The sequence below is a fragment of the Flavobacterium bernardetii genome (assembly GCF_011305415.1).
In the GTDB taxonomy this organism is placed as follows: Bacteria; Bacteroidota; Bacteroidia; order Flavobacteriales; family Flavobacteriaceae; genus Flavobacterium; species Flavobacterium bernardetii.
The window spans coordinates 422,033-437,306 of sequence record NZ_JAANOQ010000002.1 but is presented as its reverse complement, the minus strand read 5'-3'; the positions used below and the strand labels follow the sequence as shown (position 1 = coordinate 437,306).

15 protein-coding genes are annotated in these 15,274 nt (G+C 31.4%); 4 read left to right on the top strand and 11 right to left on the bottom strand.

The annotated features are described in order from the left end of the window. Positions 1–651 precede the first annotated feature (651 nt). Positions 652–1,884, bottom strand: coding sequence for an ABC transporter permease (locus G6N05_RS06960; RefSeq protein WP_166126007.1), 1,233 nt, complete (start codon positions 1,882–1,884; stop codon positions 652–654). 103 nt (positions 1,885–1,987) lie between these two features. On the opposite strand from G6N05_RS06960, the gene G6N05_RS06955 reads away from it, so the two are divergent. Beyond that, positions 1,988–3,211 carry an exo-beta-N-acetylmuramidase NamZ family protein gene (locus G6N05_RS06955; RefSeq protein ID WP_166126005.1) on the top strand — a complete coding sequence of 408 codons (1,224 nt, stop codon included), beginning with the start codon at positions 1,988–1,990 and terminating at the stop codon, positions 3,209–3,211. 1 nt (position 3,212) lies between these two features. Here the strand turns inward: G6N05_RS06955 and G6N05_RS06950 are convergent, their stop codons facing one another. Further along, positions 3,213–3,710 carry a YkgJ family cysteine cluster protein gene (locus G6N05_RS06950; protein WP_166126003.1) on the bottom strand — a complete coding sequence of 166 codons (498 nt, stop codon included), beginning with the start codon at positions 3,708–3,710 and terminating at the stop codon, positions 3,213–3,215. Positions 3,711–3,846: 136 nt separating this feature from the next. Here G6N05_RS06950 and G6N05_RS06945 point away from each other — a divergent pair, with 136 nt between their 5' ends. Continuing rightward, the gene (locus G6N05_RS06945) at positions 3,847–4,551 is read left to right on the top strand and encodes a class I SAM-dependent methyltransferase (RefSeq protein WP_166126001.1); all 705 of its coding nucleotides are present in this window, start codon (positions 3,847–3,849) and stop codon (positions 4,549–4,551) included. 40 nt (positions 4,552–4,591) lie between these two features. On the opposite strand, the gene G6N05_RS06940 is transcribed toward G6N05_RS06945, so the two are convergent. From G6N05_RS06940 to G6N05_RS06900, 9 genes are all read right to left on the bottom strand, one after another. Then, entirely contained in the window at positions 4,592–4,969 is a 378-nt protein-coding gene (locus G6N05_RS06940; protein WP_166125999.1) for an energy transducer TonB, read from the bottom strand. Continuing rightward, positions 4,969–5,601: a 7-carboxy-7-deazaguanine synthase QueE gene (locus tag G6N05_RS06935; RefSeq protein ID WP_166125997.1), complete on the bottom strand. Its 633-nt coding sequence runs from the start codon at positions 5,599–5,601 to the stop codon at positions 4,969–4,971. Before G6N05_RS06935 ends, G6N05_RS06940 begins: the two co-directional genes overlap by 1 nt. A 279-nt stretch (positions 5,602–5,880) precedes the next feature. Continuing rightward, entirely contained in the window at positions 5,881–7,575 is a 1,695-nt protein-coding gene (locus G6N05_RS06930; protein WP_166125995.1) for a tetratricopeptide repeat protein, read from the bottom strand. 2 nt (positions 7,576–7,577) lie between these two features. Beyond that, on the bottom strand, positions 7,578–8,483 hold the full coding sequence (locus tag G6N05_RS06925) for a PstS family phosphate ABC transporter substrate-binding protein (protein ID WP_166125993.1): 906 nt from the start codon (positions 8,481–8,483) through the stop codon (positions 7,578–7,580). A gap of 4 nt (positions 8,484–8,487) precedes the next feature. Next, entirely contained in the window at positions 8,488–8,994 is a 507-nt protein-coding gene (locus G6N05_RS06920; protein WP_166125991.1) for an energy transducer TonB, read from the bottom strand. Between the two features lie 227 nt (positions 8,995–9,221). Beyond that, positions 9,222–10,040: an energy transducer TonB gene (locus G6N05_RS06915; RefSeq protein WP_166125989.1), complete on the bottom strand. Its 819-nt coding sequence runs from the start codon at positions 10,038–10,040 to the stop codon at positions 9,222–9,224. Positions 10,041–10,061: 21 nt separating this feature from the next. After that, a complete protein-coding gene (locus G6N05_RS06910; RefSeq protein WP_166125987.1) occupies positions 10,062–10,631 on the bottom strand; it encodes an ExbD/TolR family protein in 570 nt (189 codons plus the stop codon). A gap of 18 nt (positions 10,632–10,649) precedes the next feature. Continuing rightward, positions 10,650–11,291: an ExbD/TolR family protein gene (locus G6N05_RS06905; RefSeq protein WP_166125985.1), complete on the bottom strand. Its 642-nt coding sequence runs from the start codon at positions 11,289–11,291 to the stop codon at positions 10,650–10,652. 48 nt (positions 11,292–11,339) lie between these two features. Further along, entirely contained in the window at positions 11,340–12,161 is an 822-nt protein-coding gene (locus tag G6N05_RS06900) for a MotA/TolQ/ExbB proton channel family protein (RefSeq protein ID WP_166125983.1), read from the bottom strand. A 336-nt stretch (positions 12,162–12,497) separates the two neighbouring features. On the opposite strand from G6N05_RS06900, the gene G6N05_RS06895 reads away from it, so the two are divergent. Together G6N05_RS06895 and G6N05_RS06890 are read left to right on the top strand one after the other, a co-directional pair. Continuing rightward, the gene (locus tag G6N05_RS06895) at positions 12,498–14,006 is read left to right on the top strand and encodes a helicase HerA-like domain-containing protein (protein WP_166125981.1); all 1,509 of its coding nucleotides are present in this window, start codon (positions 12,498–12,500) and stop codon (positions 14,004–14,006) included. 28 nt (positions 14,007–14,034) lie between these two features. Next, complete coding sequence (locus tag G6N05_RS06890; RefSeq protein WP_166125979.1) at positions 14,035–15,270, top strand: T9SS type A sorting domain-containing protein; 1,236 nt, start codon at positions 14,035–14,037, stop codon at positions 15,268–15,270. The last annotated feature ends 4 nt before the right edge of the window (positions 15,271–15,274 follow it).

Below are 15,274 nucleotides of genomic sequence, written 5' to 3'. Positions count from 1 at the left end.
TCATCTGTTTTAATCAATCATTATTTGTAAGAACTCCCTCTCTTGCGGGGTGCAAAGATAACATCTTTATATTTTAAATTCCAAATCTTTTTTTTACTTTTTTTTAAAAAAATAATCTCCAATCTGTTTGTCATTATATAAAGAACTTCTCTCTCATTGCGGGTGCAAAACTAGCACTTAATTTTGTATTCCCTAACATTATCTTAACATATTTATAAAGTATTTTACTTTGAGTTAATTTACAGATAGTTACAAACGTCGATTTATTTAAACTTTCATCGACACTTGAGCATTTTACTTGCTTAAGCCCAGTTTCAATAGAGATAAGGTATTAGAAAAAAATGGATTCTTCTAAAAATAAAGCGATTTTGGCTCGTTTTCACACCAACACTCTCTTTAGATTCCTTAATTCTACGGAATGACAGACGATAAATTCTTATGAAAACCGAATTCTAGCCCTGATAGGAGCGGCATCCTTTTATTTAATTCTTCAAAAATTAAATAAAAGATATAGCGGAGAGCAGGAAATAGCTCCTAAAAAAACTACACCTATATATAATAGTAAGAAATAATTGTTCCAAACAAAAAAAACGGCTGATGCAACAAAACATCAACCGTATTATATTATAGTGTAAAAAGCAGAATAAGTTTCTAATCGAACTTCAAGGCTTTGATTGGAGATATTTTTGTGATTAGGTAAGACGGAATTAACAAAACCAATACACATATTAATATAGTACCTAAATTTAATAATAGTATGTGTTGTAAATTTATATCGACAGGAGCTGAAGAGACATAATAACTTTCGGGATTTAGTTTAATGATTTCAAACTTCTTTTGAACAACCAATAATAAGATAGCGATTCCATTTCCCCAAAGCAATCCTCTTGAAATTAAATGAGCTGCATTGTATAAAAATATTTTACGTACTGACCAATTATTCGCACCAAGTGCTTTTAACATTCCTATTAATTGGGTGCGCTCTAAAATTAAAACCAACAAAGCGACTACCATATTAATAGTTGCTACACCAATCATTATAATAAGAATAACCAAAATATTGAAATCGAAAAGTTTTAACCATTCGAAAACACTGAAGTATTTTTCAGATATAGATGTACTATTAAATGTTGGCGGAATAGTTTTATAAATTTCTTTAGCGCGTTCATCTAATTTGGAGAAATCGTCGATGAAAATTTCATAAGCTCCAACTTGACTCGGTTGCCATTTATTGATACGTTGCAAATGTTCGATGTTACCTATTATATAAGAGGAATCGAATTCTTGAAAACCTGAATTATAAATTCCGGCAATTTTAAACTTTCTCATACTTGGAAGCTTGCCTTGCGTTTTCATGAAAAAGGTATTAAAAGAACTCCCAACTTTCAATTTTAATCGGTTTGCTAAAAACTGTGAAATCAACACTTCGTTAATATCGCCTTCTTTATAGGTTGGAATTTTTCCTTCAACAAGAAACTCTTTTAAGTTTTTCCATTGGTAGGAAGCGTCAACACCTTTAAAGATAATTCCTTCTACATCGGTTTCGGTTCTTATTAATGCTCCTTTAGTAATTATTGGTTGCACGTGTGTGATGAAACCATTCTTTTTTAGTTGCGAAACAGGCAATAATCTGGAGTCAATTGGTTCGGCTGTAACTTGAGATTGGTTGTCGTCGAAATTTGAAACAATAACATGTCCGTTGAATGCTGAAAGTTTTTCACGGATTTTTTGTTGCAATCCTATACCAGTTGCCACAGACATCACCATCATAAGAATACTTAAGGCAATAGCCAAAATAGCAATTTTTATAATTGGGGAAGAAACACTACTTTTATAACTTTTAGAAACAATAAGTCGTTTCGCAATAAAATATTCTAAATTCAAAATATACTTTTATATGAAATGAGCATAAGATTTAATTGGTCGCAAACACCATTGATGAAATGCGAATTGCATATGACAAATAAAAAACAAAAATTATAGACATATGACATTTGAGTTCAAAAATACGTTTTTATTTATTTCTACGCTATTAATTTTAGCTGGATGTTCTTCAACTAAGAACAATGTAAGTGCTACTATTAATGATTCACCCCAACTTACGAATACGGTTTCAAATTATGGTAAGTTTAAAACAGGTGCAGAAAACCATGACGCGTATTTACCTTTATTAGCAAATAAGAGAGTTGGAATTGTTACGAATCCGACAGGGATAGTTGCAAACAAAAAACATTTGGTTGATTACTTTTTAGAAAAACAAATAAACCTGCAAAAAATATATGCTCCAGAACATGGTTTCAGAGGAATTGCAGATGCGGGCGAAATGATTAAAGATGGAAAAGATAGCAAAACTAACTTACCAATTATTTCCTTATACGGAAATAACAAAAAACCAAAGCCCGAGCAATTAGCTGGTATTGATGTAATGGTTTTTGATATTCAAGATGTAGGTGCGAGATTTTACACTTATATATCTACATTACATTATGTGATGGAAGCTTGCGCAGAAAACAATATTGAACTTTTAGTTTTAGACAGACCAAACCCAAATGGAACAATTATTGACGGTCCGGTTTTAGAAATGGAACATAAAAGTTTTGTGGGAATGCACCCTATTCCTGTTTTACATGGAATGACTATTGGTGAATATGCGAAAATGATTAATGGTGAAAAATGGTTAGCTAATGAAATTCAGTGTAAATTGAACGTTATTCCTTGCCAGCATTACAAAAGAGAAATGTTTTATAGTTTACCTGTGAAACCTTCACCAAATTTACCAAACGACCAGGCGATTAATTTGTATGCTAGTTTGTGCTTTTTTGAAGGTACGAATGTAAGTGTTGGAAGAGGAACGGAAAAGCAATTCCAAATTTATGGCTCTCCGTTTTTAACTAACTTCAATTTTAGCTTCACACCTATTTCTAATTTTGGTGCGAAAGAGCCGATGCATAAAGACGTAATATGTACTGGTGAAGACTTAACGAAAATTAAAAAAGTGAATCGTTTAGAATTGAAATGGTTACTTAAAGCGTATTCAGATACTTCAATTAAGGCGGTTTTCTTTAATGACTTTTTCACGAAATTGGCTGGAACCAAAAAACTACAAGAACAAATAGCGAATGGTGTTTCGGAAAAAGAAATTAGACAAAGTTGGGAAACTGGTTTGCTTACTTTTAAGGAAATGAGAAAGAAATACTTAATCTACAATTAGATTATAAAGGCATTTTCAATTTCATTTTTTCCACAATATTAAATGCGGCTGGACAAATCGCAACATTCAATAAAGTCAAATCAGTGATTTGATTGAACTTTTTTCTATCAGTATGTGGGAATTCTCTGCAGGCTTTTGGGCGAACATCGTAAATGAAGCATTTGTTTTCGTTATCTAAAAACGTACAAGGCACAGATTTCAATACATAATCATTGTCTTCATCGACACGTAAAAACTGATTGATAAATTGTTGTGGTTTTTGTTTTAAATGTTTCGAAATTCGTTCTACATCGGCATCTGTGAATAATGGACCGGTAGTTTTACAGCAATTCGCACAATCCAAACAATCGGTTTTCTTGAATTCCGCATCATGTAAATCTTGCATCACATAATCTAAATTTTTAGGTACGCGTTTTTTTAGCTTATCGAAATATTTTTTGTTTTCAATATGCGTATCTTTGGCTAGTTTTTGAATTTCGTTTAATGCTGGTTTTAACATTTATTAATTTGTTTCAAGTTTCAGGTTTCAAGTTAGTAACTATACATTTGTATGTTTAAAAAACATATTAAAACCAATTGAAGACAAAGTTAACAACTTCAAACTAAAAAAACCTGAAACTTTAAACAAAAAAAAGATGAAAGACCTTTTCGGAAAAGCCATACTAGATTACCAAACCAATAATTCACCTGAAGATTTAATTACGGAGACTTCAATTTCTGAAGCGGATGAAATGAGCGTTGCCTATTTGTATCGCAGTTATAACGAAATGCCAAAACTAGAACAAAAAGCGTTGCAATTGGCAAAAGGAAAAGTTTTAGATGTGGGTTGTGGAGCTGGAAGTCATGCTTTAGAATTACAAAACGAAAGAAAATTAGAAGTTACCGCAATAGATATTTCTGAAAATGCCGTGAAAGCGTGTCAACTTCGTGGTTTAAACTATGTGAAAGTTGAAAACATTTTAGATTTAGATACTGAAAACAAATATGACACAATACTTCTTTTAATGAATGGAACAGGAATTTTCGGAACTTTGAAAGAAACGGCGAAGTATTTACAAAAATTAAAAACCTTATTAAATGAAGGCGGACAAATTTTAATTGATTCGTCGGATTTGATTTATATGTTTGACCAGGATGAAGATGGCGCTTATAGTATCCCTGCAGATGGTTATTATGGCGAATTGACTTTTACCGTTCAATATAAAGGAGAAACGGAAGAAACTTTTCCATGGTTGTATTTAGATTACAACACACTACAAAATGCGGCAATTGCGAATGGCTTACAATGTGAATTGGTTGCAGAAGGTGAACATTTTGATTATTTGGCGAGATTGAGTTAAATACAAAAAAGGTCGAGAAATGATTCTCGACCTTTTTTGATTATTTAAAATTCATTGGTAATTTTATATCTATACTTACGGGCTTGCCTCCTCTTTTAGCAGGTTCCCATTTTGGAGAAGCTCTCAAAACTCTGATTACTTCTAATGCAGATGTACCTCCTAAATCTTTTAACACTCTGATGTTTTTTACTTCACCCTTATCATTAATCGTAAAAGAAAAAATTAGTTGTCCTTTTTTCTCCACTGTTTTCGTGTCGAAATTTTTCACGAAATAATCATAAAACTTATTTAAATCTCCACCTTGAAAAGTCGCTTCAGTTAAATCACCTGATAAATACACTTCATCTTCACCGCCCAATTGTGCATGAGATAAATTGAAAGCAAAAAACAAAACAATAATCGATAGAATCTTTTTCATTAAGGAATGTTTAAATATTTATGTGTTTGTAATGACACTCTCCATTTTGGGTTGTTCATGACATAATCTACAATAAGTGGTGTCATTTCTTCTTTTTTGCTCCATTCTGGTTGCAAGAATAAAATCGCGTTTTTGTTTGTTTTTTGAGCTTGCTCTTCTGCGAAGATGAAATCGTGTTTGTTGTGAATAATCACTTTCAATTCATTTGCGATGGCATAAGCAGAATCTACAGGTAATTTATTTTTCTTTGGCGACAAACAAAACCAATCCCAAGTTCCAGTAACATCATATGCCCCAGAAGTTTCGATATGAACATGCAAACCTTCACTTTTTAATTGCGATGTTAATGGATTCATGTCCCAAGTTAAGGGTTCACCACCAGTAATAACAATTGTTTTAGCGTATTTTTTTGCATTAGCAACAATGGTTCCTACAGAAGTTGGCGGATGCAAATCGGCATTCCAGCTTTCTTTTACGTCGCACCAATGGCAACCTACATCACAACCACCTACTCGGATAAAGTAAGCCGCAGTTCCTGTATGATAACCTTCGCCTTGAATGGTGTAAAATTCTTCCATTAAGGGAAGCATTTCACCTTTGTTGACTAATATTTGAGTTTCTTTATTAAGCATATTTCATTTATTGGGTGCAAAGATAGTACAAAGTTAGAAGTTAGAAGTTAGAAGTGGGAAGTTTTTATTTAATGTCGAATATCTAGCCCAGATTGGAATGGCAGCTTGTTGGAAAGAAATGAGATAAAAACTTTTTGCAAGAAAGCGACCAGCGGAAGCTTTATTGCAAAATTTAGTTTTTACTTATTTATGAGAACAACTATAATGGAAAGCTGGAATTGGCTTCAAATAAAAAAACCGATAACTTTCGCTATCGGTTTTAAAATTTTATTGCTTTTATTATTTAGTTAAAGCTTGTAAAGATTCTTTAACGAAAGTATCATTTGGATTAATTTCTGCTGCTTTTTTGAAATTTTCAATTGCTTTTACTTTATCAGTTGTTGCGTAATTTGCTCCAATGAAAGAATATGTTTCAAAAAGATTTTCTTTTACAGCTGGTTTAGAAATCTCAGCATCACCTTTTGCAATAACTGTTTTCACATAACCTTCATAATCTAAAACTGCTTGTGCGTTAGATTCTTTTGTTCCGATAACTCTATTTAATTGTCCTTTATTGTAATATACATCTTGAACATTACTTGGTCCTACTTTGATAGACTCATCATATGCTTTATTTGCTTTTGCAAATTCTGCAGTTAAAGTTGCTTTTTGAGCTGCCGTTTTACTTTCCGCATAGAATAAAATTGAATTTCCTAATAAGAAGTTATCACGTGCAAAACTTTTAGAACTTGTATTTTTAACTGCTAATTCAAATAACTTAGAAGCTTCTAAATAAGCTTTTCCAGTATATAACTTAATACCAATATCTGTAAACTCTGTGTTTAAATATGGATTTAATTCTGCTGCTTTAGTTAAATCTGCAATTGATTCATTGAATTTTGCTTGATTTGAAACTACTCCTTTATCGTCAATTGATGTCGCTAATTTTGCTTTAGCCAAATATAAATAGTCTTTACCGTTAATTTTTTTAGCATCAACTTTTGACATATATTCAGTTAATGATTTAATTGCTTCAGTTGGATTTCCATTTTCTGAATAAGCATAACCTAAATATTTAAATACTTTTGGATTTACTTTATCAGACTTTTGGATTGCTAATGCTTCCGTTTCTAATTCTTTCCATTTTTTAGATAAGATTAAGAAATCAGCATATTTCATTTTTGCATCAGTTGAAACATCTGTTAAGCTCATGTATTTTTTATAGTCTTCTAAAGCTGCAGCAATTTTCTCTTCGAAAAGTGATTTTTTTGCATAAGCCCAAGCTAAATTTGTTTCTGCTTTTTCACGGTACGCTGGTCCGTAGCTAGAATTAATAGCTAAAATATCATTGAATGCTTTTAATGCTTCAGGAAAAGCTTGCGCGTTTCTTGTTATGATTGCTAATTGCAAAGGTGCTCTTAGTAATGTTTTGTCTAATTCACTCGCAGTTCTATAAGCAACATAAGCATCGTTAATATTTCTATTAGCAACTAATGCATCACCTAAAGCAACTTGTGCTAATGCTGATTTTGGATCACTTGCAACAGCAGCTTTTGCAGCAACTAATGCTATTGCATTATCTGGAGTAGCCGCTTTTAAGTAGGCTTGAGTAATATAAATTTGCTCTTCAGTGTTTTTCTTTTTAGCAAAAGCTAATGCATTAGTAAAATGAGATTCAGCTGCAGATTTATTTCCGTCTAATAAATCTAACTGACCTAAACCAATTAAATTTAAATGCCCTGCATCTTTTACTGCTTTACCTTTTTCAAAATAAACTCTTGCAGAATCTTGTTTTTCTAAAGCCATATATACTTGACCTAAATAAAAGTAATTTTTACCTTTATCTGGTGCAGATGCTACCATAGATTTTAAAGATTTTCTAGCATCAGAAAATTTCTCTGCATCGATTGTTTTTTTAACTTGCTCAATATCTTGAGCATTTACTACTAGTGTAGCAAAAATAGTGGCAAAACTTGATAAAATAACTGTTTTCATTTCTACTTTTTTATTTCTTTATTATTATTTTTTATTATTCTAATTTCTCGTGTTGGAATTTTAACGGGCACTAATCCTGATTTAAGAATTATACGTTGACCAACTTCACTTTTAACAAAGGAAGCAAATCCCATGCCTAAACCTGTTCTTCCTTGATAATTTAACAAATAAATTTTTCTGATGAACGGATATTCTTTGGTTTCAATATAGGTCTGCGTTGGTTTCACAGCATTTTCATTAGTGGTACCAACCGCTAAAACTTTTACTTTTTTAACAGTGCTTTCCAACTCTACAGATGGATTTAATAACCAATTTACACCTACAAAACCTATTGAATTATTATTTTCGGAAACAAATTTAATAACTTCTAAGTTATTTTTAAGTGCTGTAACACTTTTTGGTAAAGATTTAACACCGGCTTTATCCATTAGATAACTTAAAGTGCTTGAATTTTCATTATCAAAAACAAATTGATATTCTGTTTTTTTACCTTGAAGGATTTCATAAACTTCAGAAGTAGTTATGGCAGTTTTTGAATTTCCTTGATTGACAACAAGTGCAATTGCGTCTGAACAGAAAGGGGTGTTTTTACCAATAACATCGAGGTCTTTTAATTTCTTTTCTTGTGTTGTTGTTAGTTCATGAGAAAGAACAGCGATGTCGATTTTTCTTTGTAGTAATAAATTCACAATATCAGAATCTGATTTTGGAATTAGTTTGATGTTGGCTTTTGGATATCTGTTTTCGAAAACCATTTCTTGGTCTTCAACAATTGGTAGTAAAGATTCATCTACATAAATTTCTGCTTTACCTTTTACGTAAGATTCGTCTTCTGTTGAGTTTTCCGATTTTTTACAAGCGAAAATCACTAAAACAAGTAGAACAAAAATGGAAAGTATCTTTTTCATAACATTACTCTTTTTTTGGGGTAGTATTATTTTCTTTATTTGCTGGTTCAGTAGGATCTATTGCAGTAATTTGAATTACAATTGGCAATGTATAATACGTACTTACAGATTCTTCATTCTTTATTGCAGGTTTCCAATTCCCTGAAATATTTAGTATTCTTTTAGCTTCATCAGCTAAACCCAAACCTGCTGGACTTTCGTTTACAACTTGAATATCACAAATTGAACCATCTTTACAAACAGTAAATTTTGTAACTACTCTTCCCATAGTTGTTTGATTTACTTCAGGCACTTTAAATGAGCTCCCTATAAACTGTCTAAACGCATTCATACCACCAGGTGGTACTGCAATAGAGTCTACTGATGTAAAAATCTGATTGTAACCTGATCCTGTATTTACATCGGAAGCATTTTCTTTAATCAATTTTGCAGCTTCTTTTGGCGCAGAAGTATCTTGTCCAAAACCAAATGCAAAACTTAAAAATAAAATAGCAGTAACTATATTTTTCATTTTACTCCTCTTCTTTTTGAATTAATCTGTAAAATCTGAAACTGGCGTATAAGACTAACAAACCGCTAAAAATTCTTCTTCTAGTCATAGAAACTTCTAAAGGAAAGTCATACCAAAAGGTTACCAAATAGGCTAAAACTAAATAAAAGCAAAATATTAAAAGTCCTAAAATAAACAGAAATCGCTGTTTGGGCGATTTCTGTTTTAATTTATTTAACCAGTTCATATTATTCTGAAGCAGTAATTTGAATTGAAATTGGTAAAGTATAGTATTGTCTTACGCTTCTACCATTGTATATACCAGGAGTCCATTTTGGAGATTTTGATAAAATTCTTTGTGCTTCTTTTCCTAAACCTAAACCGGCAGGACTTTCTTTCACAATTACAATATCTCTAATTGAACCATCATCCCAAACTACGAATTTAGCAATAACAGTACCTGTTGTTGTTTCATCAACTTCAGGTAAACGGAATGAACTTGCAATTTGTTTTCTAAAAGCATTCATTCCACCTGGAGGTGCAGCTTGAACTTGAACAGAAGTAAAAATTTGATTATAATCTGTATCATCTCCTTTTTGTTCTTCTTTTGCTAATTCAGCTCCTTTATCAACTGCTGCATTTGCATCTCCTTTTGCTGTTTCAGATCCTGATTTTTTATCAGTATCAACAGGAGGAATTTCATTTACAACTGTCTTTTTATTTACAACAACTGGTGGAACATTTTTAACAATATCTACCACAGATTTCACCTTTTTAATTGGCTCTACCTTTTTTTGTTCTAAAATTTTCTTTTCTTCCTTTTTGATAGGAGTTTTAACTTTTTTAAGCTCAACTTTCGTGATTTTAACTTCTTCTACATCTTTCTTTTTCATTAAAAGAAATGCAGTAAAAACCATTCCGATAAAAAATATTGAAGATAAAATTAAAGCTAAAATAGTTCTTTTAGAGCTATTTGTTCTTAATTCGTATGCACCATAACTTTTATTACGTCCTTCGAATATATTGTCAATTAAACTAGCTTCGCTAAGGTTTACATTTGCACTCATTATACTATATTTAAAGTTATGTTATTTAATTTTATTGTCTTCAAGCATTTTTAAATCACCTGGAGTTACATCTACAATTGAATAAGAAAACGGCTTTACAATTGCCATTTCATCTAAAATGTCAACTAAATTTTTATAATTAGCCGATTTACTTGCTTTAATAAGCACCATCATTCCTTGTTTTTGTGGGTCATCCACACGATCCATCACATATTTATTGTGAGCAATAAGTGCTTTTCTGATACCTTTACCTCCATAGTTTTCTTTCTTTGGTTTACCATTTAAACCATCTTCCATGTAAGGAGCATCAGTCATACCAATATAATACACCAACTTATCATCTTTACCTAAAACAACCGTTAAAGTTCTCCATGCTGGAGTTTCAGGCGGATTAGGATCGTCAACTTTAGTATTATCTGGTAAAGCTAAATCCATAGATTGTGGCTTAGACAATGTGGTTGTTAGGATAAAGAAAGTAATTAGCAAGAAAGCTAAATCTACCATCGCTGTTAAATCAACTCCTGGATTCGATTTTTTACTTCTTACTTTACCGCCTTTACCGCCACCGCCACCGGTATTTAATTCTGCCATGTTATTTTTTTATTTTAATTAAAAATCCTCATCTCTTAGTGAAGTTACTAAATAAAAATCGTTCATATTTTGCTTTTGAAGGATATCAAAAACATTTTTAACAACCGGATATTTTTCTTTAGAACCACCTTTAATAGCTATTTCAATTTCCTTTATCTTCTCTAATCCTTTAGCTTGTTGCTCCATTACTACAGCTGCATTAGCGTAATACACCCAATAAGATAATTCATTTTCAGAAATATCTCCTTTGAATGGAATACCTGACTGTGTACCTGGCTTATTTCTTTCAGCATTTTTCAGAGCTAGTAAAGACTTTAATTGCTCTAAAGGAACACCAAATGACTCTAATAAAGAAAATTCTTCAACTTCTTTTGGAGTAAAAGCAATATCATATTTCAAAGACATAGCTTCTAATGCAGCAATTCTGGTTTCTCTTTCAGACATTCCAATATATACCGCACTATCACCAACAGTAATAGTCAATAAGTTTCTTTCTGGCAATTTAGCTTTTATGGTTGACGCAGGAGTATCTACTGGCTTAGGCTCAGGTACTTTTGATGTTGCTGTCATAATAAAAAAGGACAATAACAAAAACGCAACGTCACACATGGCCGTCATGTCGATTCTTGTGCTTTTTTTAGATGTTTTTATATTTGCCATTTTACTTTATTTTAACTTTATAATTTATTTTATCTAAGAAAGAAAATCTTAGTTTCCTTTAGCTCTTTTGTAAGCTTGAGAAATTGCGAAACCAGCTTCGTCAATAAAATAAGTTAATGTGTCAATTTTAGAAGTAAAATAGTTATATGCAATAACTGCCATAGTAGAAGTACCAATACCAGTTGCTGTATTAATTAAGGCTTCAGAAATACCATTTGCTAATTCAGCTTGGTCTGGAGTACCTTCTGCTAATCCAGCGAATGCTTTAATCATACCAGAAACTGTTCCTAATAATCCTAATAATGTACCAATAGATACTAAAGTAGAAATAATAGTTAAGTGTTTTTCTAACATTGGCATTTCTAATGAAGTTGCTTGTTCTACTTCTTTAGTAATATTTTCAGTAGCCGTATCTACATCTAAACCGTCTTTTTTAACTTGCTCTGACTTCAATAATCCTGCTTTAATTACATTTGCAACAGAACCTTCTTGAGTATCACATGCTGAAATTGCACCTTGAACATCTCCACTTTTAATTTGAGATAACACACCTTTTACGAAGTTATCTAAATTTCCATTTCCAGCTGCTTTTTTCAAAACGATGAATCTTTCTACAGAGAATACAATTGTCATTAAAAATAATCCCATTAATACTGGAACAATTACACCACCTTTATAAACCATACCTAAATAATTACCTGGTAATGGTTGACCTGCTGGATCATTCTTAACGAAATTTGCTGGTGCTCCCATTACAAATTTCCACAATAAAGCTCCAATAACAATACAAATAACAATTGTAATTGCCGCAAAAGTACTACTTCCTTTACTTCCTTTGTTCTCTACAGAAACGTTTAAATCCTGTTCCATTTTTTAAAATTTTTAGTTTGAATTGATTAATTATTTGATTTCAATTTTATTTTGATAGTCGCAAATTTATGCGAATTAGGTTTTAAAAAAAAACTAATTTAATAAAAATTGCATTTCAAGTTTGAAAATATGCAACAATCGTACCAAAAAACGGGTAAATCAGAATTATATTTAAAATTATTTCATTTTGTTTGTTAATAATTCAACAAAAAAAGATTATTTCAACAGTTTCAAATGTTAAGAAAATGTAAAGTCTTACAAAAATTGTTTTTGTTACATAAAATTTCATTGTTTTTAAAAAAAAATTCATCTTTGTATAAACAAAAACTCATCAAAATGTCAAAAGAAAACTTTATTTCTGCATTACAAACTGGCTATACTTCAAAAGGTGACTACATTACGCTTGGTGCTGCTATGCTTGAAGGTGAAACTATTGCCGAAACACCAATAAACATACCATTAAAAACATTAAACCGTCATGGATTAATTGCTGGTGCTACAGGAACTGGAAAAACAAAAACTATTCAAGTTTTGTCTGAACAATTAGCTTCGAAAGGAATTCCTGTTTTAATGATGGATATTAAAGGTGATTTTTCTGGAATTGCACAACCTGGAGAAGAAAAAAGTTTTATTACAGAACGACATACAAAACTAAATATACCTTTTCAACCAAAAGGCTTCTCTACAGAATTACTAACACTATCCGAACAAGATGGCGTTCGACTTCGTGCCACAGTTTCAGAATTTGGTCCGGTTTTATTTTCTAGAATTTTAGATTTGAATGATACGCAAGCCGGTGTAATTTCAGTTATTTTTAAATATTGTGATGACAAAAAAATGCCGTTACTTGATTTAAAAGACATTAAAAAGGTAATGAATTATATTACTGAAGAAGGTAAAGATGAGATTTCAGAATCATACGGTAAAATCTCTACTGCAACAACTGGAACAATTCTGAGAAAAATCATTGAATTAGAACAACAAGGTGCAGATATCTTTTTTGGAGAAACATCTTTTGAAATTGATGATTTAATGCGAATTGATGAAAACGGGAAAGGTTACATTAATATAGTACGATTAAACGACGTTCAGGATAAACCAAAGTTGTTTTCGACTTTTATGTTGAATTTATTAGCAGAAATTTATAACCAAATGCCAGAAAAAGGCGATGTAGAACAACCAGAACTGGTTATTTTTATAGATGAAGCACACCTTATATTTAATGAAGCAAGCAAAACTTTATTAGATCAGATTGAAACCATTATAAAATTAATTCGTTCAAAAGGAGTTGGTGTCTATTTTATTACGCAAAACCCAATGGATATTCCAAAAGGCGTTTTAGCACAATTAGGATTAAAAATTCAACATGCTTTAAGAGCTTTTACAGCAAATGACCGACAAGCTATTAATCAAACAGCTGACAATTATCCAACTTCTGAATTTTATAAAACGGAAGAATTATTAACATCGTTAGGAATTGGTGAGGCTTTAGTAACGGCTTTAAACGAAAAAGGAATTCCAACGCCTTTAGCTGCGACCATGATGCGTACACCAGAAAGTAGAATGGATATTTTATCAGATAGTGAAATTGGCAGCATTAATTCGAAATCGAAATTAGTTAAAAAATATGCTGAAGAAATTGACAGAGAAAGTGCTTACGAGATTTTAACTAAAAAAATTGAAGAAATTTCTGCAGAAGTTGCCGAAGCGGAAGAAGAAAAACAAGAAAGCAAAGAACCAAGTACAGCATCTGTAATTGGAAAATCGGTAGTAAAAGTAGTAACAAGTGCTAGTTTTATTCGTGGTGCCTTTAGTGTTTTGATGAGAGTTTTAAAAGGAAAATAAAAAATAAATTTAAATAATCTAAAAACTTATGACTCTTCAAAAAGCAATATTTTTCGTTTTACTAGTGAATTTAAGTTTTTGTCAAGTTACTAAACGGGCATTATTTTTAGGCAATAGCTACACTGGAGTTAATAATTTACCCAGTTTAACACAACAAGTTACAGCTTCAACTGGCAATACATTAATAATTGATAGTAACACGCCTGGTGGTTATACCTTTCAAGGACATTCTACTAATGTTACATCATTACAGAAAATACAACAAGGCAACTGGGATTTTGTGGTTTTACAAGAGCAGAGTCAAATTCCGTCATTTCCAATTAATGAAGTTTCAACAATCTGTTTTCCTTTTGCAACACAATTAAACAACATTATTTTACAATACAACCCTTGTGCAGAAACCGTTTTTTACATGACTTGGGGAAGAGAAAATGGAGATAGTCAAAACTGCGCTGCTAACCCACCAGTTTGCACTTACGAAGGAATGGATGATTTATTGAGAGCAAGATATACGGAAATGGCAAATACCAACCAAGCTATTATAAGTCCAGTTGGTGCGGTATGGCGTTACTTAAGAACAAATCATCCAACATTAAACTTATATTCAGGTGATGGAAGTCATCCATCTTTAGCAGGTTCTTATGCTGCAGCTTGTACATTTAACACCGTACTATTTAGAAATGATCCACAATTAATTACTTTTAATTCTTCATTATCAGTTGCAGATGCAGAAATAATAAAAAACGCTATAAAAACAGTAGTATATAATAATCTAAGTACTTGGAATGTTGGAGATTTTGACACAACAGCCTCTTTTACTTCTAATTTAGTTTCAAATTTACAATTTCAGTTTACTAATACCTCTACAAACGGAACTTCCTATTTATGGGATTTTGGTGATGGCACAACTTCTACAGATATAAATCCCACACATACATATACAACAATTGAAAATTTTAATGTTATATTAACTGTAACAAATTGCGGTGTAAGTAAGCAAACGAATCAATTTATTAATTTATTAAGTATAGATGAATTTGAAACAAATGAATTTCTAATTTATCCAAATCCGGTAACTGATATAATTCATTTGAATTTAAAAGAGGAAAAAAATGAAATTTCAATTTACAATTCTGTTTCGCAACTAGTTTTAAAAACAAAAAACACCAATAAAATTGATGTTTCTGAATTTGCTGCTGGAATATATTTTATAGAAATTAATGATTTTAGTAAAAGTAAATTTGTGAAATTTCTTAAGAAGTAAAACA